Annotated in this window: 21 protein-coding genes; 20 read left to right on the top strand and 1 reads right to left on the bottom strand. The window is 27.0% G+C overall.

Features of this window, described 5'->3' with window-relative positions:
• Positions 1 to 119: 119 nt before the first annotated feature.
• Both ATH_RS07910 and ATH_RS07905 read left to right on the top strand, forming a co-directional pair.
• On the top strand, positions 120 to 1,607 hold the full coding sequence (locus tag ATH_RS07910) for a class I SAM-dependent DNA methyltransferase (RefSeq protein ID WP_066390134.1): 1,488 nt from the start codon (positions 120 to 122) through the stop codon (positions 1,605 to 1,607).
• Positions 1,600 to 2,784, top strand: coding sequence for a restriction endonuclease subunit S (locus tag ATH_RS07905; RefSeq protein ID WP_066390136.1), 1,185 nt, complete (start codon positions 1,600 to 1,602; stop codon positions 2,782 to 2,784). Before ATH_RS07910 ends, ATH_RS07905 begins: the two co-directional genes overlap by 8 nt.
• Here the strand turns inward: ATH_RS07905 and cobA are convergent.
• Entirely contained in the window at positions 2,779 to 3,510 is a 732-nt protein-coding gene (cobA, locus tag ATH_RS07900) for a uroporphyrinogen-III C-methyltransferase (protein WP_066246269.1), read from the bottom strand. The genes ATH_RS07905 and cobA overlap by 6 nt on opposite strands.
• A gap of 128 nt (positions 3,511 to 3,638) precedes the next feature.
• Here cobA and amrA point away from each other — a divergent pair, with 128 nt between their 5' ends.
• From amrA to soxB, 18 genes are all read left to right on the top strand, one after another.
• A complete protein-coding gene (gene amrA, locus ATH_RS07895) occupies positions 3,639 to 4,181 on the top strand; it encodes an AmmeMemoRadiSam system protein A (protein ID WP_066181292.1) in 543 nt (180 codons plus the stop codon).
• Positions 4,178 to 4,960: an AmmeMemoRadiSam system protein B gene (gene amrB, locus ATH_RS07890; protein ID WP_066185678.1), complete on the top strand. Its 783-nt coding sequence runs from the start codon at positions 4,178 to 4,180 to the stop codon at positions 4,958 to 4,960. The genes amrA and amrB overlap by 4 nt, the downstream gene beginning before the upstream one ends.
• Positions 4,961 to 5,094: 134 nt before the next feature.
• On the top strand, positions 5,095 to 7,668 hold the full coding sequence (locus ATH_RS07885; protein WP_066185675.1) for a methyl-accepting chemotaxis protein: 2,574 nt from the start codon (positions 5,095 to 5,097) through the stop codon (positions 7,666 to 7,668).
• A gap of 93 nt (positions 7,669 to 7,761) precedes the next feature.
• A complete protein-coding gene (locus ATH_RS07880; RefSeq protein ID WP_066181299.1) occupies positions 7,762 to 8,496 on the top strand; it encodes a metal ABC transporter ATP-binding protein in 735 nt (244 codons plus the stop codon).
• A gap of 9 nt (positions 8,497 to 8,505) precedes the next feature.
• Positions 8,506 to 9,300 carry a metal ABC transporter permease gene (locus tag ATH_RS07875; RefSeq protein WP_066181302.1) on the top strand — a complete coding sequence of 265 codons (795 nt, stop codon included), beginning with the start codon at positions 8,506 to 8,508 and terminating at the stop codon, positions 9,298 to 9,300.
• An 18-nt stretch (positions 9,301 to 9,318) separates the two neighbouring features.
• Complete coding sequence (locus ATH_RS07870; protein WP_066185670.1) at positions 9,319 to 10,152, top strand: CvfB family protein; 834 nt, start codon at positions 9,319 to 9,321, stop codon at positions 10,150 to 10,152.
• A 76-nt stretch (positions 10,153 to 10,228) separates the two neighbouring features.
• A complete protein-coding gene (gene prx-suh / locus ATH_RS07865; RefSeq protein ID WP_066181307.1) occupies positions 10,229 to 10,768 on the top strand; it encodes a thiol peroxidase Prx-SUH in 540 nt (179 codons plus the stop codon).
• A gap of 117 nt (positions 10,769 to 10,885) precedes the next feature.
• The gene (locus ATH_RS07860; protein ID WP_066181311.1) at positions 10,886 to 12,109 is read left to right on the top strand and encodes an NnrS family protein; all 1,224 of its coding nucleotides are present in this window, start codon (positions 10,886 to 10,888) and stop codon (positions 12,107 to 12,109) included.
• A 265-nt stretch (positions 12,110 to 12,374) separates the two neighbouring features.
• Entirely contained in the window at positions 12,375 to 14,426 is a 2,052-nt protein-coding gene (locus ATH_RS07855) for an ATP-dependent helicase (RefSeq protein WP_066185667.1), read from the top strand.
• A gap of 5 nt (positions 14,427 to 14,431) precedes the next feature.
• Entirely contained in the window at positions 14,432 to 15,610 is a 1,179-nt protein-coding gene (locus ATH_RS07850) for a cation:proton antiporter (protein ID WP_066181317.1), read from the top strand.
• Between the two features lie 201 nt (positions 15,611 to 15,811).
• Positions 15,812 to 17,146, top strand: coding sequence for a sulfite dehydrogenase (gene soxC / locus ATH_RS07845; RefSeq protein ID WP_066185661.1), 1,335 nt, complete (start codon positions 15,812 to 15,814; stop codon positions 17,144 to 17,146).
• The gene (locus ATH_RS07840) at positions 17,115 to 18,311 is read left to right on the top strand and encodes a c-type cytochrome (protein WP_066185658.1); all 1,197 of its coding nucleotides are present in this window, start codon (positions 17,115 to 17,117) and stop codon (positions 18,309 to 18,311) included. Before soxC ends, ATH_RS07840 begins: the two co-directional genes overlap by 32 nt.
• A 13-nt stretch (positions 18,312 to 18,324) precedes the next feature.
• Positions 18,325 to 18,684 (top strand): sulfur oxidation c-type cytochrome SoxX, encoded by a 360-nt coding sequence (gene soxX, locus ATH_RS07835; protein WP_083190898.1) that lies wholly within the window; start codon positions 18,325 to 18,327, stop codon positions 18,682 to 18,684.
• Positions 18,685 to 18,699: 15 nt separating this feature from the next.
• On the top strand, positions 18,700 to 19,149 hold the full coding sequence (gene soxY / locus ATH_RS07830; RefSeq protein WP_066181329.1) for a thiosulfate oxidation carrier protein SoxY: 450 nt from the start codon (positions 18,700 to 18,702) through the stop codon (positions 19,147 to 19,149).
• Between the two features lie 61 nt (positions 19,150 to 19,210).
• Entirely contained in the window at positions 19,211 to 19,519 is a 309-nt protein-coding gene (gene soxZ, locus ATH_RS07825) for a thiosulfate oxidation carrier complex protein SoxZ (protein WP_066181331.1), read from the top strand.
• Positions 19,520 to 19,552: 33 nt separating this feature from the next.
• A complete protein-coding gene (soxA, locus tag ATH_RS07820) occupies positions 19,553 to 20,467 on the top strand; it encodes a sulfur oxidation c-type cytochrome SoxA (RefSeq protein WP_066181334.1) in 915 nt (304 codons plus the stop codon).
• A 9-nt stretch (positions 20,468 to 20,476) separates the two neighbouring features.
• Positions 20,477 to 20,941 carry a hypothetical protein gene (locus ATH_RS07815; protein WP_066185655.1) on the top strand — a complete coding sequence of 155 codons (465 nt, stop codon included), beginning with the start codon at positions 20,477 to 20,479 and terminating at the stop codon, positions 20,939 to 20,941.
• A 71-nt stretch (positions 20,942 to 21,012) separates the two neighbouring features.
• Positions 21,013 to 22,779: a thiosulfohydrolase SoxB gene (gene soxB / locus ATH_RS07810; RefSeq protein WP_066181339.1), complete on the top strand. Its 1,767-nt coding sequence runs from the start codon at positions 21,013 to 21,015 to the stop codon at positions 22,777 to 22,779.
• Positions 22,780 to 22,800 lie beyond the last annotated feature (21 nt).

The raw sequence follows: 22,800 nt of genomic DNA, 5'->3' as shown, positions 1-22,800 counted from the left end.
AGATATGAGTAAAAAATCACAAAATTTTTACATATAGTAGATGATATGTAAAAAAAAGAGCAAAAACTTTACATATAAATATAAAAATATAAATATAAATAATAAAAAGGAAAAGAGATTTGGAAAGCAAAATAAACAGAATAACAGACATCCTAAGAAGAGATGATGGAATAAGTGGTGCTATGCACTACACAGAGCAAATCTCTTGGATTTTGTTTTTAAAATTTTTATCAGATTTAGAAGATAGCAAATACATAGATGCACAGCTAGATGGAGAGAATTATACATATATTTTAGAAGAGAAGTATAGATGGAATATTTGGGCAGCTCCAAAAAAAGATGGAAAAATAGATCTATTAAATGCACAAAGTGGAGATGATTTACTTGAGTTTGTAAATAAAGAGTTATTTCCATATTTAAAAAGTTTCAAATCTATAAGCGAAAATCCAAAATCTATTAAATATAAAATAGGTGCAATATTTGAGTTTTTGGATAATAGGATCGCAAATGGTCATACTCTTAGAGAAATCCTTGATATTATTGATAATATGGATTTTCACAGCCAATCAGACCTTTTTCAACTATCAATTATTTATGAAAAACTTCTAAAAGATATGGGAAGTGATGGTGGAAATAGTGGGGAATTTTATACTCCAAGACCTCTTATAAAAGTAATCACAGATGTTGTAAACCCTACAATTGGGCAAACTATTTATGACCCAGCAGTTGGGAGTTGTGGATTTTTGATTGAAGCTTATAATCATATAAGATACATAGATGTAGAAGCTAACAAGCAAAGAGAGTTATCAACAGACCAACTAAAATTTTTAAATGAAGATACATTTTTTGGAAATGAGAAAACTCCACTATCTTATGTAATGGGTGTTATGAATATGATTTTACATGGAATAGAATCTCCAAATATAAGTAAATCAAACACTCTTACAAAAAATATTAGAGGACTTGAAGAGAAAGATAGGTTTGATTGTATTTTGGCAAATCCTCCTTTTGGTGGAAAAGAGAAAGAGCAAATACAAAGTAACTTCCCAATAAAATCAAATGCAACAGAGTTGCTCTTTTTGCAACATATGATGAATCACTTAAAACTTGGTGGTAGATGTGGAGTTGTAATTCCAGAAGGTGTTTTGTTTCAAACAAACAATGCCTTTGCAAGTGTGAAAAAAGAGTTGCTAGAGAAGTTTAATATACACACTATTTTATCTCTTCCTAGTGGAGTTTTTTTGCCTTATAGTGCAGTTAAAACAAATGTTGTTTTCTTTGATAGAGCTGGAAGTACAGCAGATATTTACTACTATGAGGTAAATCCACCATATAAGCTTACAAAAAATAAGCCAATTGTTTTAGAGCATTTTTCTGAGTTTTTAGAGTCTTGGAAAGATAGAAAAATCACAGAAAATTCTTGGATAGTAAATGTAAATGATATAAAAGATTTTGACTTAAGTGCCAAAAATCCAAATAAAAATGAGAAAATAGAGCACAAAAGCCCAATAGAACTTGTGGAAAATATAAAACTAAACAACGCTTTGATAAATGATTTGTTAGATGAGGTTGAAGAAATTTTGATTGGGAAAGATATAAATGAGTGAATTATATACTTTACCTGATGGGTGGGAGTGGAAAAAATTAGGAGAATTGGCTAAATTTCAAAGTGGTGGTACTCCTTCAAGAAATAATAAAACCTATTGGGAAAATGGAGATATTCCATGGGTTAAAATTTCAGATATTACAGATAATATGTATGTATATAAAACTAAAGAATTTATCAATAAAAGTGGATTAAATAATTCATCAGCTAAATTATTTTCAAAAGGAACAATTCTTTATACAATATTTGCAACAATAGGAAAAATAGGAATATTAGATATTGAAGCTACAACAAATCAAGCAATTAGTGGTATTCAACCAAATCAAAATGTAGATTTATTTTATATGTACTATGGTTTAAAGTTTATTACAAATGAAATTCAAAAAATATCTGTTGGAGTTGCACAAAATAATATAAATCTTACAAAATTGAAAGAGCAATGGTTTCCTCTTCCACAACTTGAAGAACAAAAAAGAATTGTGGCAAAGTTGGATATTTTATTTGCCAAAATAGATAAAGCTATAACTTTGCATCAAAAAAATATTGATGAAGCAGATATTTTTATGGCAAGTGTTTTAAATGATATTTTTGCTGAGTTTGAAGAGAAGTATGAAAAAAAACAATTAAATGAAATTGCAATTTTTGGTGGAAAAAATATTTCAACTTTAGAATATCCAAATTTAATTTATTTTTCTTTAGAAGATATTGAAACTCAAACAGGGAAAATACTAAATTATAAAACAGTTAATGAATCAGGAGTAAAAGGAACAGCAGTAAGCTTTGATGATAATGTAGTTTTATATTCAAAATTAAGACCCTATTTAAACAAAGTTATTGTTCCAAATTTAGAAGGTTGTGCAACAACCGAATTAGTTGTATTAAAACCAAAAGACAAATTAGATAAATATTTTTTAGCTTCATATTTAAGAAGTTCAAATATTGTAAATTTTTTAAATAATGATTCTATGGGTGCAAAAATGCCAAGAACTAATATGAAAACATTTAGAAATTTAGATATTCCTCTTCCACCCCTAAAAACCCAAAAAAAAGTAGTTTTATATCTAGATGAAATTTCAAATAAAATGGAAAAAATAAAACAAATCCAAAAAGAGAAAATGCAAAGCCTAAAAGAGCTAAAAGCCTCTATTTTAGACAAAGCATTTAAAGGTGAGTTATAAAAACCAATTCAAATCTTCTCTAAGATTTACAACTTCTCCTACAACAATTATTGCAGGAGTTGGTAAATCTTTTGCTTTTTCATATATATTTTCCAAAGTAGATATCACAACTTTTTGCTCTTTTGTAGTTCCTTTTGATATTACAGCACAAGGTGTATTTTTGTTTTTACCTGCATTTATTAAATTCTCACAAATTAATGATAAATTATGTAATCCCATCAAAAAAACTATTGTTTCATCTTCTAAAAAGCTTTTCCAGTTTATTTGTGAACAAGGTTTTTCAGCTGATTCATGTCCAGTTACTACTTTAAAAGAGCAAGAAATTCCTCTTTGAGTTACAGGAATTCCAGCATATGCTGGAACACTAATACTTGAAGTAATACCTGGAATTATCTCAAAAGCTATATCTTTTTTTCTTAAATAAAGTGCTTCTTCTCCACCTCTTCCAAAAACAAAAGGATCTCCACCTTTTAATCTTACAACATTTTTATATTTTAAAGATGCTTGATAGATAATTTCATTTATCTCATCTTGTGGAATTAAGTGTTTCCCAAACTCTTTTCCAACAAACTTCAAAATAGCATCTTTTTTTGCCATTTTTAAAATCTCTTTATTTACTAAATTATCATAAATTATTATATCAGCCTCTTTTATAACTCTTGAAGCTTTAAGTGTAAGAAGTTCAATATCTCCTGGACCTGCACCTGTTAGGTAAACTTTACTCATATCTCATTTTGCCTTTTTAATTTTTCATAAAAATTTATTATAACACTTATTAGTTTATGAAATATTAAAATGATAAATCAAAATAAACTATAATTTAGATAAGATTTAAATAAAATTTTGGAGAAAATATGGATAAACAGCTAATTTTAGAATTATCAAAAAAAGCTATATTGCAAAAGTTTGATAAAAATATAGAGATAGATAAAATTATTTTAAAGCAAAAATATCCATTTTTGAGTGAAAAAAGAGCAAGTTTTGTAACAATAAATAAGTATGGAAAATTAAGAGGATGTATTGGAAGTTTGATTGCTACAAAAAGTTTATTAGATGATTTAATTTCAAACTCATATATGGCAGCTTTTGAAGATCCTAGATTTTTTGAACTAAGCATTGAAGAGTTTAAAGAGTGTGAAATTGAAATATCGATTCTTTCTCATCCACAAGAGCTTAATTATAAAGATTTTAATGATTTAAAAGATAAGTTAATCCCAAATATTCATGGAGTTATTTTAGAATTTGATGGAAGAAGAAGTACTTTTTTACCACAAGTTTGGCAAATGCTTCCAAAGTTTGAAGATTTTTTTGCACAATTATGCTTTAAAGGAAGTTTTGAAATAGATGAAAAATTTAAGCCAAAAGTTTATACATATGAAGTTGAGCTTATAAAATGAGTACAAGAAAAAGTGTAGTAAGTGGAAGTTTCTATCCAGATAAAAAAGATGACTTACTTTTATATTTTGAAAAATTTAATCAAATAAAAGATGATGAAAAAATAGATGAAAAGATAAAAGCAATTTTAGTTCCACATGCTGGATATATTTATAGTGGATTTACAGCAAATAAAGCTTTCAAACTTGCTAGTAAAAACTTTTATAAAAGAGTTGTAGTTGTTGGACCTTCGCATAGAGCTTTATTTGATGGAGCAAGTGTTAGTTTATATGATAACTATGAAACTACTTTTGGGAATTTAAATATAGATTTAGAGTATTGTAAAGAGCTTTTAGAAAAATTTGATTTCTTAAAATTTGATGAGGAGTCAGTTTTTGAACACTCAACAGAAGTTCAAGCTCCTTTTGTGAAATACTATTTTGGAAATATTGAGTTTGTAGAGATTATTTATAGCAATATATCTTCAAATAATTTAGAACTAGTTTTTGATTATATATTAAAAGATTCTTCAAATTTACTTGTAATTAGTAGTGATTTGAGTCATTTTTATTCTCAAAGTGATGCTATGAAATTAGATATAAATTGCTTAAATGCAATACAAAACAAAGATATAAAACTTCTTCAAAAATGTGAAGCTTGTGGAGAATTTGGAATAGAAGCTATTCTTTTAAACTCTATAAAAAATAATCTTCAAACAAAACTTTTACACTATTGTACAAGTGCTGATATTAGTGGAGATAAAAGTAGAGTTGTAGGATATTGTTCAGCTATATTTTTTTAAAATAACTTATAAATAAGCTAGAAATTACACTATGATTACATAGTGATTTCATATTGGTTACAAGCTAAAATTTATAAAGAGGCTTTAAAAAACTTAAGATATATTTCTTAGAAATTAGAATTTTAGGAAAATATATGAAAAATTTAAAATTAAGAAATAAGATATTTTTAATTTTAGTTCTTCCAATGATGGCTATTTTTATGTTTACATCTATTTTAGTTGTTGAAAAACTTGAAAAAGTAAATGATATGAATAAAACATCAAGTTATATAAATTTTACAGTTGAAGTACAAAAATTCTTAACAAACTTACAAAAAGAGCGAGAAATAGCTATTTCATATATTGATAATTATGGTTCAAATAAAGAGCTTTTTGAAAATCAAATAACAAATAGTAATAATGCTCAAAAAGATTTAGAGCTATTTATAGCTAATTTTGGATTAATAAAAAATGATAATAATCTATTAGAAAAAATAGAGATTTTGAGAAGTAATTTAGAGCAATTAAATACAAAAAGAGAAGATAGCTTAAAATTAAGCATAGATAGTAAAAATCTAGAGCTTTTTTATGATGAAACAATAATAAATCTTATCTCTTTTTTTGATGAATTACTAATATATTCAAATAGTAAAGAGCTTTTAAAATCTTCTCAAACATATATTTCAATCATAAGTCTAGTTGAAAAACTTTATCAAGAGAAGAATTTGGTAAAAGTAATATTTAAACAACAACATATTTCAAATGAAGATTATAATAAATTTATAGCTTTACTAACTTTCCAAGATGCTGAAAATCTGGAGTTCACAAGAAATTTAACAAAAAACCAAGAAGAGTATTATGCTAGAAAAACAAATAATGCTTCTTTTGAAAATATTAATAAATTAAGAGAAGTTATTTTCCTAAAAGCAAAGAAAAATGAGCTTGTAAATAGTATGAGAGAGTATTTTGGTTATGGAGGATTAATTCACTCTTATAAAGATTTTATATTAACAAATGATGAAAATATTTTAAATCAAATACAAAGAAACCATACAAGAATTTTAAGATTTATTAAAGAGTATAAAAAGCTTGAATATTTAAAAGAGGAAGAAGAACTATTAAATGATATTCAATCTGCAATAGACATTTATATGGAAAAAGTTTTTTCTAACTCTTTTTTGGAAGATACAAAAGAGCTTGATAAGAAAACTTTAAGAGCTTTTGAACTTTTATCAAAGAATATTTATGGAGCTGATCTTAGAAAATGGACAGATAATTCAAATGAAAAAATATTGGTTTTTGAAGAGATAAAAGATAAGATATTAAAAGATACTCTTATATATATAAATAATAATGTAAAAGAGCTTGATACTCAAATTGTAGTTTTTCTTGTTTCAATTATTGCATTGATTCTAATTATATTTTTAGTAATAATGATTATGACAAATAATGTAACAAAATCTATTAAGAAATTTGAAAATAATCTTCATCAATTTTTCTCATTTTCTATGAAAGAGAAAGATGAAATAAAGCTAAATAAACTCGAAGGTAAAGATGAGTTTGCTTTGATGACAAAGAATATGAATGAACAAGTTTTAAAAATAGAGAAGATTAGTAATAATGATAAGCAAGTAATTGTTGAAATTACAAAAATTATGGAGAATGTAAATAAAGGTTTCTTTGAGCATTCAATAGATATAAAATCATCTACAAAAGAGCTTCAATCTTTGGTAAATATTATTAATAAAATGCTTGAAAGTACAAGAACAAAGCTTGATAGTGTGAATCATTTATTAAATAATTATAGTGAAGGAAATTATAAATTTAAACTTGAAGATGAAGATATTGCAAATATGCAAGGAGATTTTGGAGTTTTATATAAATCAACATCATTTTTAGGAGAAACTACATCTTCTTTAATAGCTATGATAAATAGTGCAGGAAATAATCTTGAAGAAAGTACTAAAATTTTAGCAAATTCATCAAATGAACTTGCAATATCTTCATCAAATCAAGCTTCATCTTTACAACAAACTTCAAGTTCATTGGAGCAAATTACTCAAAATTTAATTAAGAACAATGCAAATATGAATCAGATGAAAGAGATTTCAGATGAGTTAAATAGTGCTTCAAAAGTAGGGAATAGCTCAGCACAACAAACTTTTATATCAATGGATGAAATAAGTAAAAAAGTAAATGCAATAAATGAAGCAATTACAGTTATAGATCAAATAGCATTTCAAACAAATATCTTAAGTTTAAATGCAGCAGTAGAAGCAGCAACAGCAGGAGAAGCTGGAAAAGGATTTGCAGTTGTTGCTCAAGAAGTAAGAAATCTTGCAACAAAAAGTGCAGATGCTGCAAAAGAGATAAAAGACTTAGTAGAAAGTGCAAATATAGAAGCTGGAGATGGTAAAAATATTGCAGATGAGATGATAAAAGGTTATGAAAACTTAGATTTAAAAATCTCAGAAACAAAAGATATTATAGATAATATTGCAAAATTTAGTAAAGAACAAGAAATAGCAATTTCTCAGATAAATACAACTGTTTCAAATCTTGATTTAACAACACAAGTAAATGCAAAAACAGCTTTAAAAATTGATTCTTTATCAAATGAAGTATCAAATTTATCTGATGAACTATTACAAATCACATCAAAATCAAAGATAGATAAAATATATAATAAAGTTGCAAAGAAGATGAAAAAGAGTAATAAACAAGAATAAGATGAGGATTTTAATTTATTAAATATAAAAAATCTGAAAAGATTAATTCATATTTTGATAATATTGCAACACAGTTGCAAATAAAGGTTTTATGTGAATTTAATAAATATAGAAAATTTATTTTTCAAATATCAAAAAACAGATGTTTTGGAAAATATAAATTTAAAGATAAGAGATGATGATTTTTTAGCAATTATTGGTCCAAATGGTGGAGGGAAATCCACTCTTTTAAAACTTATTTTAGGACTTCTAACAAATTATTCAGGAAGAATAGAAAAAAATATAAAAACAGATGAGATAGGATATGTTCCACAAAATACAAATTTAAATATGGATTTTCCTATTACAGCTTTAGAGATTGTATTAATGGGACATAATTCATCTAAAAAAAGATTATTTGGATACTCAAAAGAGTCAATATCTTGTGCAAAAAAATCATTAGAACAAGTTGGAATGTTAAATCATATAAACTCAAAAATAGGAGATTTAAGTGGTGGACAAAGACAAAGAGTTTTTATAGCAAGAGCACTTTGTTCAAAACCAAAAATTATGCTTTTGGATGAACCAACAGCAAGTATTGATGTAAAAGGGCAACAAGAGATATATGAACTTTTAAAAGATTTAAATAAAACAATATGTATAGTTGTTGTAAGTCATGATTTGTCGATTCTCTTAAATTATGCAAAAGATGTTGCACATATAAATAAAAGTTTGGTTTATCATAGTTTAGAAGAGCTTCAAAAAAATGTTACTTTAAATGATGATCATCTATGTGAAGTTGAGCTTTTATCAGCTCTTGGAAAAACACAAATGTGTTGTAATCATTAAGGTAAAAAGATGTTAGAGATATTACAATATGATTTTATACAAAATGCAATAATTGCAGGAGTTTTAATCTCAATTGCTGCTGGTGTTATTGGAAGTTTGGTTGTTGTAAATAAAATTACTTTTTTAACAGGAGGAATAGCACATAGTGCTTATGGAGGAATAGGAATAGCTATATTTTTAGGAATACCTGTTTTGTTTGGAGCAACAGTTTTTGCTATATTAACAGCAATCTTAATTGCAATAATAACTTTAAAAAATAGAAGTAGAGTTGATGCAATTATTGGAATGATGTGGGCAAGTGGAATGGCAATAGGAATAGTGTTTATTGATTTAACTCCTGGATATAATGTTGATTTGATGAGTTATCTATTTGGAAGTATTATTGCAGTTTCATTAAGTGATTTATACTATATGATAGCACTTGATATTTTTATTATTGCTATTATTGCAATATTTTATAAAGAGATTTTAGCAGTTTCATATGATAGTGAGTTTGCATATTTAAGAGGAATAAATGTTAAGTTTTTCTATACATTAATACTTATATTATCAGCTCTTTGTGTAGTTGCAGCAATAAAAGCAGTAGGATTAATATTAGTTATTGCACTTCTTACAATTCCTACATATCTTGCCGAAGCTTTTTCTAATAAATTATCAACTATGATGATTCTTAGCTCAGTTTTAGCTACAATATTTACTTTAAGTGGATTAGCAATATCATATTTATATGATATAAGTTCAGGTGCAAGTATTGTTATGATAAGTGTTGTTGCTTTAGCAATTGTAAAAATTTTGAAAAAATAAAAAAAGACGGAAAAACTAATGAAAAAATTAAATGAAAAAATAGTTCAAGGTATTGTAAATACTCTAAAAGTAAATAGAGTAAGTGAACCTGGAATTTATCTAATAAGTGCAGATGAAACAGAAGTTTTACTTCCAAATGCTTATGTAAAAAAAGAGATGAATATAGACAGTTTAATAGATGTTTTTATTTATACAGATAGTGAAGATAGACTTGTTGCAACAACATTAAAACCATATATATATCTAAATGAGTTTGCTAGTTTAAAAATAGTTGATAGTGCAAAGTTTGGATATTTTGTTGATATTGGATTAGCAAAAGATTTACTTGTTCCAAAAAATAGACAAAAAGGAAGCTTTTTTGTAGGAGCTTATAAAGTATTACAAATGCAATTTGATGATAGAACAAATAGATTAATTGCAAGTGAGAAATATATTTTAAATAGTGAAGTAAAAGGTTTAAAGCAAGGTGATGAGGTAGAAATAATTTTATATTCAAAAACTCCACTTGGATATAAAGTAATTGTAGATAATCTTTATGAAGGTATGATTTTTCACTCTGAAATTTTTGAAAATATTAAAATAGGTGATAAAAAAAGAGCTTATATAAAAAATTTAAGAGAAGATGGAAAATTGGATATTAGCTTACAAAAAATAGGGCAAAAAGTTGATGAAGATAAAGTTTTAGATATTTTAAAAGAAAATGGTGGAGTTATAAACTTTACATATAAAAGTGATGCAAATGATATAAAAGATGTTTTTGCTATGAGTAAAAAGGCTTTTAAAGCTACTTTAACAAAGCTTTTAGAAGAGAAAAAAATCAAACTTGAAGAAGATAAAATTAGCTTGATATAAATTAAGATAAAGTTTATCCTAAATGAATATAATTTTGTTTGAATATTTTATTTAAATACAATATAAAGGATATAAAATGGCAACAGTAAAATTTAAAGGTGAATTAGAAGTAAATTTAAGTGGAACAGAAGTAAAAGTTGGAGATTTAGCTCCTGTTGTAAGTGCAGTTGGAGCTGATTTAAGTGATGTTACTATTGGTGGACAACAAGGAAAAGCTCAAATTATTATTGCAGTTCCTTCTTTAGATACAGGAGTTTGTGCAGCAGAAGCTAGAAGATTTAATGAAGAAGCATCTAAAATTTCAAATGCAGAGTTGATTATTGTTTCTATGGATTTACCATTTGCAATGAAAAGATTTTGTACAACTGAAGGAATAGAAAATTTAAAAGTTGCATCAGATTTTAGAGCAAAAGCATTTTCAAAATCTTATGGAGTATTACAAGCAAATGGTCCATTAGCAGGATTAAGTGCAAGAGCAATATTTATAATAAATGCTTCTGGAAAAATTACATACAAACAAATTGTTCCAGAAATAACAAGTGAACCAAACTATGCTGAAGTTTTAGAAGCTGCAAAAGAAGCTACAACAACTTCTTGTTGTGGTTCTTGTCACTAAAAAATCTAAAAGTAAGAAATTTATTTTTCTTACTTTTAACTCTTAATTAAAATCAACTCAAAATCTTTTTAAACTAGCTATTATTCTAAACAAATTTCAATAATTGGAGAATTTATTATGATTTCATGGTACAAAAAATTTTGTTCTCAACCACATCAGCCATTTTTTACAAATGGAATAGTTTTTTTTATTCTATTTATGGCTTTATTTGGACTTGCTTTTGGCTCATATATAAATATTGATTCAAGTTTATATACATATCATGCATATGCACTTATTTTTATAGTATTTATACAGTTTTTCTTAGGATTTTTATTTGTAGTTTTCCCAAAATTTTTAATGCAAGCAGAGATAGAATCTAAGGAATATATGAAACAATTTTATCTATATTTTATAGCTAGTTTAGGATTTTTTCTATCAATAATATTCTATTCAAAACTTATAATATATTTTCAAATACTAATGCTTTTTGCCCAAATTTTAAGTTTTGTGCTTTTATATAAAATTCATAAAAAAAGTACAATGCCAGATAAAAATGATACAAAATGGATACTTATCTCATTTTTTACTGGATTAATATCTCATTTTATATATATTTTCTCAAATATAGTTACAAATTATTCATATGAGTTATTAAAAATTTCAATAAATAGTGGATTTTATCTATTTTTATTTATGATAGTTTTTACTATTTCACAAAGAATGATTCCTTTTTTTACAAGAGTTATGGTTCCTGATTATCAAATAAACAAAAGTCACTATTTATTAAATATTTTTTTTATATTACTTCTTATAAAAGTTATCATTTTAAGTTTTGAAGATGCAAAATTAAATCTATTTATAGATATTCCAATTTTTTTATTTCTACTAATAGAACTATATAAATGGAAGCTTCCTACATTTAAAACACCAGCAATAGTTTGGATATTGCATTTAGGAATATATTGGATTGTTATAGCATTTTTCATATCAATTATAGAGTCAATTTTTGCATATATTTACCCAAATATATATTTTGAAAAGATTGTAATACATACTTTAGCTCTAGGATATTTTGTAACGGTTTTAATAGGATTTGGAACAAGAGTTATTTTAGGACATTCTGGAAGAAAAATTGAGACAAAACTTTTTGCAAAATTAATTTTTATATTTTTACAAATTTTCGTTTTGCTTAGAATTTTTTCTTCAATTAGTATGGATTTTGGATTAAGCTATACGGTTTTCATTGAATTAAGTACTATAATATTTATAGTTTTATTACTTGTATGGAGTTTAAAATATATAGTAATTTTAATTGAACCAGAAAAGAAAATTGAGAAAAAAAGTAAATGGAGTATATAGTTTAAGTATAGATTAATCTTCTATTAACTTTTATATATTATACTTTCACCGTAAGTAAGTTAAAAACAGACTTATTTATAGTATTTTAAGATAAGTTTCTTAAATAGATAATTTTTTTATGTTTCCTTGTGTAGAAAAGACCGCTTCCCCTAGGCGGTCTTTTTTTTTGCTTTTTTTTCAAAACTATTTCAATCTAGCTTAAATCTTTTATGCTAATATTCCACAATGACAAAACTTAATAAACAAAATCAATTCTAAGCTACATATGCCATTATCAACACTTAACATAGAACAAAAAGAAGCAGCAATTTGCGAATATGGAAATAATCTTGTAATTGCAAGTGCAGGAACAGGAAAAACATCTACAATAGTTGGAAGAATTTCGCATTTGATAAATAATGGTGTAAAACCAAGTGAAATTTTACTTTTAACTTTTACAAATAAAGCAGCTTTAGAGATGGTAAATAGAGTTGCAAAAATATTTTCAGAAGATATAGCAAAAGAGATAAAAGCTGGAACTTTTCACTCAATATCATTTAAACTACTTAAAGAATTAGAGATAAATATAACTTTAAAACAACCAAATGAACTTAAAACTCTATTTAAATCAATTTATGAAAAAAGAGTTTTTACTCAAAGAGAGGATGGTACAAATCCTTATGATGGTGGATATTTATATGATTTATATTCACTTTATTTAAATGCAAACAATAATGAAGACTTTATTACATGGATAAAAGATAAGAATCCAGCACATGAACTATATACTTTGATATATGAAGATGTAATTGATGAATTTAACAGTTTAAAAAAAGAGTTTGGATATGTAAATTTTGATGATTTATTAACTACAATGCTTGAAGTATTAAAAGATAATTACTTTGAATTTAAAGAAATTCTAGTAGATGAATATCAAGATACAAATCCATTACAAGGACGATTACTTGACTCTTTTAAATCAAAATCTCTATTTTGTGTGGGAGATTATGATCAAAGTATTTATGCTTTTAATGGTTCAGATATTAAAATTATCTCTAGTTTTAGTGAAAAATATGAGAATGCAAAAGTTTTTACTTTAAAAAAGAATTATAGATCTACAAAACCAATCTTAGATTTAGCAACAAAAGTGATTGAACACAATGATAGAATTTATCCAAAGAAGCTTGATGTTGTAAGACAAGAGAATATTTATCAACCAAAACTTCTCGTTTTTGAAGAACTCTTTTTACAATATGAGTATATCTCAAGTCTTATATCAAAAACTTCAACTCCATACAGTGATATTGCAATAATATATAGAAATAATTCAAGTGCAGATGGTATTGAAGCAAACTTAAGAGAACTTGGAATTCCTGCAAAAAGAAAAGGTGGGATGAGTTTTTTTGATTCAGTTGAAGTAAAATATATTTTAGATGTTTTGACTTTACAAGTAAATTCAAGTGATATGATGGCATTTATTCATATTTTAGAGTATGGAAAAGGTATTGGGAAAGCAGTTGCAAAAGATATCTTTGATGCTTTAATGAAACTTGGAGAAAAAGATGCTGTAAAAGGTTTACTTGAACCATTAAAAAGTATTAATAATCCTTTTGAAACAAAAAAGAGTTCTTATCAATTAGGTTTATTTGATGATTTTATAGAGCTTGGAAGTATTGCAAAATTTAAAGATTGTAGTTTTGATGAAGCATTTTTTGCAAATCCTATTTTAAAACATCCAAAATTATCAGTTGATGGTGCAAAATATATTTATGATTTCTATCTTTTATTAAAACAGTTAAAAAGAGTAAAAAATCCTACAAATATGATAGTAAATATTGGGACTTCATTGGTTTACTCAAAATTAAAAGAGCATTTAAGTATAAAAAGAGCAACACAAAAAGATGGAACTGTAAATGAAATTTTGAAGTTTAAATCTGTTGCAAAATTAAATCAAAAAGTTGAGATTTTAAGAAACCTATCAAGAAACTATAATGAACTATATAGATTCCTAAATGCTATGATTTTGGGTGGAAGTGAGTTAAGTGAAGGTGATGGAGTAAATTTATTATCAATTCATGCAAGTAAAGGTTTGGAATTTAAAGAAGTATATATAATTGATTTAATGGATGGAAGATTTCCAAATAGAAAGCTAATGAGCAAAGGTGGAAGTATAGAAGAGGAAAGAAGGCTATTTTATGTTGCTGTAACAAGAGCAAAAGATATTTTATATTTATCTTATGCAAAATATGACAGAATAAAGAAAATGAGTTTTGTGCCAAGTTTATTTTTAAAAGAAGCAGGACTCGTAGAGAAAAAAACAGATAGTGAGGATATCTAGAATATATGGAAAAGATTATATTAGTTATTACAATTTGTACAATAATAATGACATCTCCTCTTATTTCAAAAATATTAAAAACACCAATAGTTGTTGTTGAAATAAGTTTAGGTTTACTATGTGGATATTTTGGGCTTATTTATGATGATGAAACACTACAGCTTGTGGCAAAATTTGGTTTTGTATATTTGATGTTTCTAGCTGGATTAGAGATAAATTTAAAACTTGTAAAAGTTATAAAAGCTACTATGACTTTAAATGTAATATTTTATTTTATATCTTTATATGCAATTTCAGGTTTTGTATGTTGGTTTTTTGATTTAGGATTAACATATTTTGTGGCTTTTCCTATTTTTTCTTTAGGTATTTTAATGATGCTTATAAAAGAGTATGGTAAAGATGAACCTTGGTTAAACTTGGCTCTTTCTATTGGAGTGGTTGGAGAGTTTGTTAGTATTTTAGCTCTTGCACTTTTTAGTGGATATACTGAGTATGGATTTACAAAAGATTTTTTTATATCAATAGTACTAATAATCAGTGTTGTTGTTGTGTCAATTATTTTACTTAGATTTTCATATATGCTATTTTGGTGGTTTCCTGAAGTTAAAAAATATTTAATACCAGATGAAAAAGATGATAAACTAGATCAAGATATAAGATTTTCAATATCTTTGCTTTTAATTTTAGTATCAATTATGTTGATTTTAAGAATAGATGTTGTTTTAGGAGCTTTTGCAGGTGGATTATTCTTTAAAATGTTTTTTAATAAAAAAGAGATTTTATTACATAAAATAGAGTCTTTTGGTTTTGGGTTTTTTGCACCAATATTTTTTATATATACAGGTTCAACAGTAAAACTTGATATGATTACTCTTGATATTTTAAAACATGCATTATTTATAATGATTGCTATGGTTATAATTAGATTTATAAGTTCTTATTTGGTTTTTTATAACTACTTAAAAGCAAAATATACTGCACTTTTCGCATTGAGTGATTCAATGCCTCTTACATTTTTAGTGGCAATTGCCATGATTTCATATAATTTTAAATTAATTACTCAAGAACAATATTTTGCCTTTATCATAGCAAGTATGTTAAATGCTCTAATTATAATGATTGTATTGAGAAAATTATATAAATTGTTTAAACTAGATACTCCTGAAAGTGAAAAAAACACTTAAACTATTTTATAAATTATAAAGTAAGATGTATATTCTATAGATAACACATCTTACTAATGCTACACAAATGCTATTTTATGGTAACTATAAGAATTATTTCTATAACTAAAGTTAATAATTTAAGTTTAATTTTAACTTATGAAATATATAATCAGTACTTGAAACTATTTAAAAAATAGTCAAAATTTTAAGGAGGTCAACTTGAAAAATAGTGAAGTTTTAAGCACTGAAAATAACTCTTCTTTAGTAGAAATTACAAGTAGAAGAGATTTTTTTAAAAAAACTGCTATTAACTTAGCTGGGGCAATTAGTGCAGCTTCAATTTTATCACCTGTTTCTCTAAGTGCAGATGATGAAGCTATTATCAAAGAAGCACCTTGGGGGCAGAAGTTAGGTGATACGGTGGATAAAAACTTATATGGTATTCCATCGCCATATGAACACAATAACATAAGAAGAACGCATGATTTATTATCATCAGGAGATGCATATGCATCAATTTCAATGTGTCCAATTCATGAAAGTGAAGGAATAATTACTCCAAATGGTCTTTTCTTTACAAGAAACCATGGAGGAACTGCACATATTGATCCTAATGAATTTAGATTAATGATTCATGGAAAAGTAAAAAGAGAAGTTGTTTTAACTTTGGAAGATTTAAAAAGATACCCAAGTGAAACAAGAACATATTTTATAGAGTGTCCAGCAAATGGGAGTCCAGAATGGAGAGGTCCTCAATTTAATAGTTTACAATTTATGAAAGGTATGATGAGTTCAGCACAATGGACAGGAGTTATGCTTAAGACAATTTTAGAAGATATTGGATTGGAAAAAGATGCTGTTTGGATGTTGGCTGTTGGAAGTGATAATGCTTCAAATCCAAGAACAATTCCAGTAGAAAAAGCTTTAGATGATGTAATGGTAGTTTGGGGACAAAATGGTGAAGCATTAAGACCAGAGCAAGGATATCCTGTAAGACTTGTAGTTCCAGGATGGGAAGGTAATTTAAATACTAAATGGTTAAAAAGATTAGAATTTAGTGATAAACCTTGGCATGCAAAAGAAGAGACTTCAAAATATACTATACTTCAAAAAGATGGAAAAGCTGTAAGGTTCTTTTGGGTTAATGAAGTAAATTCTGTAATTACAAAACCATGTCCTGAAAAACCTTGGACTCATCTAAAAAAAGGTGATACAGTAGAGATTGAAGGATTAGCTTGGAGTGGACATGGAACTATAAAAGGAGTTGATATCTCTTTTGATGGTGGAAATAATTGGGTAGAAGCTAAGCTAAAAGGATTAGTTCTTCCAAAATCTTGGACTAGATTTAGTTATATTTATAAATGGGATGGAAATCCACTTTTATTATCAAGTAGAGCTTATGATGATTTTGGAAATGTGCAACCAACTATTGATCAAGAAACAAGTGCAATTGGAGTTGAATCTGTTTATCATAGAAATGCTATTGTAACTTGGGAAATTACTTCAAAAGGAGAGTGTAATAATGTTCAAATTAGAAAACACAAACATGCTTAAGAATACTCTTCTTGCTGTTGGAATAAGTTTCTTTTTAATAGCTTGTAATGATGCTTCAAACTCTAAAAATGGAACAAGTGTTGATGGAGCTGTTAAATATCCTACACAAGATGGTAAATATTCTCAATATCATGTAAATATGGATAGTTTTGATGGTTCTACTATTGGAAGAGCACCTACAAAAACTGAATTAGCTGCATGGGATACTGATGTTATGTATGACGGAACAGGTTTACCTGAATTCGATATGCATGAAGGGAAAGTAGTTTTAGATGAAGATGGAAATCCTAAAAAAGCACAAGGTAGTGTAGAAGAAGGTTCAGAATTATATGATGCACAATGTGTAATGTGTCATGGAGATTTTGGAAGTGGTGGTAAAGGTTATCCTAAACTTGCAGGTGGAAGTCTTGCTTCTTTAAAGAATCAAAGATTAAATCCAGCAGATGAAAATCCAAGTCCAGATAGCCCAGATAGAACAATTGGTTCATATTGGCCATATGCAAGTACATTATATTGGTATATTCAGGAATCTATGCCTTTTAACTCGCCAAAAACTTTGACAAATAGTGAAACATATGCTCTTACAGCATATATGTTATCTATTAATGATATTGAAATTGATGGTGAATCTTTAGATGATGATTTTATTTTAGATAAAGAACAATTTTTAAAGATAGTTATGCCAAATGTTGATGGATTCTATCCTGAAACGAATACACCTGAAAATCCAAAATTAGGAGTTGAAAATATGACAAAATATCTTTCAAATCCAAAAAATTATGGAACAGGTACTAGATGTATGAGTAACTGTTTAGAAGATAATATTAATAATTTAAAACTTGAAATAAAAGATGATTTAACTTTGAGTGCAAATGAAAAATTATCTACAAAAAGAGATTTAAAAGCAAAAGTGGAAACACAAAGTTCAATTGGTGAAACACTTTATAATGATTATGGTTGTGCAGCTTGTCATTCAAATAAAGCAATAGGAGCACCTGTTGTTGGAGATAAAGCTATTTGGGAAAATATCAATAAACAAGGTTTTGATAAAGTTTTATATAATGCAATAAACGGTATAAATGCTATGCCACCAAAAGGTGGAACGGATTTAAGTGATGATGAACTTAAGGAAATTGTTTCTTATATGATTAATTCAAGTAAGTAAGTAAGGAAGAGATATGTTAAAAGTAATTAAAAGAGGCTTATTGGTAGCTACATTTGCTTTACTGTTTGTAACAGTATCAAATGCTTCTGATGAGGAGTTAATTAAAAAAGGTGAAGTTCTTTACAATACAAATACTAAAGGTAATTGTATTGCTTGTCATGATGCAAATGGAAAAGAGTTAGATGGACCAGGAACACTTGGACCAAAACTTCAATTCCTTGAATTTTGGCCAGATGAAGCACTTTATAATAAAATCTTTGATCCAGCAAATCCAGGTGATCCAATTACAGCAATGCCTGCTTTTGGAAAGAATGGTTGGTTAAGTGATGATGAGATTAAAGCAATTGTTGCTTATTTAAAAACAATAAAATAATAAAAAGGATAAACAATGTTAAATAGAAGAAAATTTTTAGGTCTAGGACTAGGTGCTATTGCAGTAGCTTCGACTTCAAACTTAGGTGCAGAAGATTTTAGAAAATCTAAACCAAAAGCTTGGACAGCAACAAAAGTTGATGAAGCAATTAAGGAAGTATTTGGAAAAACAGCAGCTGTTGAGTCTAATATAACTTTATCAGCTCCAGATATTGCAGAAAATGGTGCAGTTATTCCAATCTCTTTTAAAACAGATTTAAAAGCTACAAAAATTGCAGTATTCCAAGATGCTAACCCTGAAGCAACAGTTGCAGTTTATACAATAACTCCAAATATGGTTTTAGATTATGCATTTAGAATTAAAATGCAACAAACAGGAGATGTAATTATTATTGCTGAAGCAAATGGACAACTATATAAAGCTGTTAAAAATGTAAAAGTAACAATTGGTGGATGTGGTGGTTGATATAAACCATAAAAATTAATTAAATATAAAACAATAATAAAAAATATAAAAAGGATAAAAAATGTCAGGAACAACAAGAATTAAAGCAAAAGTAGATAAAAAAGGAATTTGTGAAGTTAAAGCATTGGCAAAACACGATATGTTGAGTTATCAAGAAGCTGAAAGAGCTAAAAAAGAAGCTAACTTTATTACATATTTAGTTGCAAAAGTAAATGGAACAATAGTATATGAATTATCTTCAAGTCAATTTTTCTCAAAAGACCCATTCTTTAAATTCTCTTTTACAGGAGCAAAAAAAGGTGATCAAATTGAACTTACATGGACAGATTTAAAAGGGAATAGTGATACAACTATCGAAGCTATCAAATAATTAATTATTTGATAGTAATAAAGGAGATGAATAATGTTTAAATATATAACAAAAGCTTCACTATTATTTTTATCTACAACAGTTTTTTTAAGTGCTTCAAATTTTAATGAAGGTGCTGAAAAAGATAGATTAGAGATGATTAAATTTTTTGAAGCAAAATTTGAAGATCCTGCAAAGAATAAGGATAGATTTTTTCCATATTTTACAGAAGAAGAATTAGAAAGTAAATATGATAAAAATCTTAAACATATGGATTTCAATAAAGGAAGTTATGCTTACTCAAAAGATGCAAGATCTCAATATGAAGCATTGAAAGAGATGCCACCTTATGAAGAAGCAATCGAAAAAGGTGAAGAGCTATATACAGAAAAATTTGCAAATGGAGAATCTTTAGAGAGTTGTTTTCCAGATTTAACAAATGCTGGAACTTATCCATATTATGATGAGAAAACAAATAAAATGGTATCTTTAACAAGTGCTATTAATGATTGTAGAAGAGCAAATGGTGAAAAACCTTGGGGTACAAAAAAAGGTCTTATGGCTGAATTCCAAGCTTACTATGTAAATGAGAGTAAAGAAGCTGAAAAGAACTTTGATATTAAAATAAATAGTAAAGCTGAGCAAGAAGCATATGAAAGAGGAAAAGAGTATTACTATTCTCAAAGAGGATATCTAAAACTTGCTTGTGCGACTTGTCACGTTCAAGGTTCAGGGCAAAGAGTTAGAAATGAAGTTTTATCTCCTTTACCAGGACAAATTACTCATTTTCCTGTGCATAGATTAAAATGGGAAGAAATTGGTACAGTTGAAAGAAGAATTTCTGGATGTATTGTTGATCAAGGACAAGTTCCACCAGCTGATGAGAGTCAAGAGATGATTGAATTACTTTATTTCTTAGCTTATATGTCAAATGAGATGCCAGTTGATGGTCCAGATGTAAGAAAGTAAGGATAAATTATGAAAAAGATTTTATTTATTATAATAATTATTGCTATATCAGTAGCAGTATATTTTACTCTTACAGCAAAAGATGTAAAATCAACTACAAAAGTAGCACAAGAAGTAGAAGAAGATTACTCTACACTTGATGTAAAAAAAGAGTGTAATGTTGAAGTAAATGGTTTACAAAAAGTTATTGAAACAGCAGAAAAATATAACAAAATTGCAATTGAACATAAAGTTGAATTTATGAGATTTGGTATGAAAAATAGCCAGTATATTGAACTTTCTAAAAATGCTATTGCTAAAAATGAGAAAGAAGTAGCATTAGTAGATAATAAAGGAAAAGCAACTGGAGATATTGTAAGTACAGAATTCGCAACTTGGAGAGCTTGTAGTTTTGCAATATCTGCATTAACACAAGAGATTCAATCAAAAAAGACTTGGAGATTAGCAAGTCCAAGTGATGAGTATAAATATTAAAATATTTATACGCAATTTTTAAAGTCAAGATTTTATCTTGACTTTTTTTATATATAAAATAAGGAAAAAATATGAGTAAGCTAAGTAGAAGAGAGTTTGTATATATGATGGCAGCTTTAGGAGCTACACCTATATTTGCAAATTCTCATACAAGAATGGTTGAAACAACAAAAAAACTAGAAGATTATTATAAATTAAAGCCATTTGGAAATGCAAGATTTATACATATGACAGATTCTCATGCACAGTTATTACCAGTTTATTTTAGAGAACCTAGCGTTAATTTAGGACTATTTGGTAATTTAGGTAAACCTCCTCATATTGTTGGTGATAAGTTTCTAGATTATTATGGAATTAAAGGTAATAAAAGACTTGAATATGCATTTTCTTGTGTAAACTTTGAAGAACATGCAAAAGTTATGGGAAAAACAGGTGGATTTGCACAAATAAAAACAGTTGTTGATTTTTTAAGAGATAGTTATGGAAAAGATAAAACACTATTTTTAGATGGTGGAGACACTTGGCAAGGAAGTGCTACTTCTTTATGGACAAGAGGGAAAGATATGGTTGGAGCACTTAATCTTTTAGGTGTTGATATCTGTGTTGGTCACTGGGAATTTACATATAAAGCTGAAGAAGTTCTTGAAAATGTAAAAGCTTTAGATGCAGAATTCTTAGCTCAAAATATTTTTGTTAGAGAAGATGCTTTAATGGAAGGAGCAGATGCATTTGATGAGGATAGTGGACATGCATTTAAACCATATACAATTAAAAAAATGGGTAATGCAAGAGTTGCAATAATCGGACAAGCATTTCCATATACAACTATTGCAAATCCTCAAAGATTTATCCCTGATTGGACTTTTGGAATTAAAGAAGATTCAATGCAAGAGATAGTTGATTTAATCAAAGAAGAAGAGAAACCAGATGCTATTATTGTACTTTCTCACAATGGATTTGATACAGATAAAAAAATGGCAGAAGTTGTAACAGGAATTGATTTTATAATGGGTGGACATACTCATGATGGTGTTCCTGAAGCTGTTCCAGTTAAAAACTCTGATGGAGTTACATATGTATGTAATGCAGGTTCAAATGGTAAATTCTTAAATGTATTAGATTTAGATATTCAAAATGGAAAAATAAAAGATTTTAAATTTACACTTCTTCCAATATTCTCAGATTTAATTGCTGAAGATAAATCTATGAAAAAATATATTGAAGATGTAAGATTACCTTATTTAAAAGAGCTTACAAGACCTATTGCAACAACAGAAGATACACTTTATAGAAGAGGAAACTTCAATGGTTCTTGGGATCAAATTATTTGTGATGCATTAGTTGATATTAAAGGTGCAGAAATATCTTTAAGTCCAGGATTTAGATGGGGAACATCAGTTATGCCAAACTCAACAATCACATTTGATGATTTAATGACTCAAACTGCTATGACATATCCTGAAACTTATCTAAGAGATATAAAAGGAAGTGAATTAAAAGATATTTTAGAAGATGTTGCTGATAACTTATTTAATGAAGATCCATTTTTACAACAAGGTGGAGATATGGTAAGAACAGGTGGAATATCTTATAAAATTGATCCAAAAGCAAAAATTGGAGATAGAATTACAAATATTACTTTAACAAAAAATGGTAAAAAGATTGAAGCAAATAAATCATATAAAGTTGCTGGTTGGTCAACTGTTGGAGCACAATCTGATGGTGAACCTGTTTGGGAAACTGTTGAAGCTTACTTAAGAAATATTAAACATATTCATAAAGTAAAAATTGATACTCCTGATATAGTTGGAGTTGTAGGTAATCCTGGAATTATCTAAATAAAAGAGACTTTAGTCTCT

The sequence above is a fragment of the Aliarcobacter thereius LMG 24486 genome, from assembly GCF_004214815.1.
Lineage (GTDB): Bacteria > Campylobacterota > Campylobacteria > Campylobacterales > Arcobacteraceae > Aliarcobacter > Aliarcobacter thereius.
This window is presented reverse-complemented; position numbering and strand designations above follow the sequence as displayed.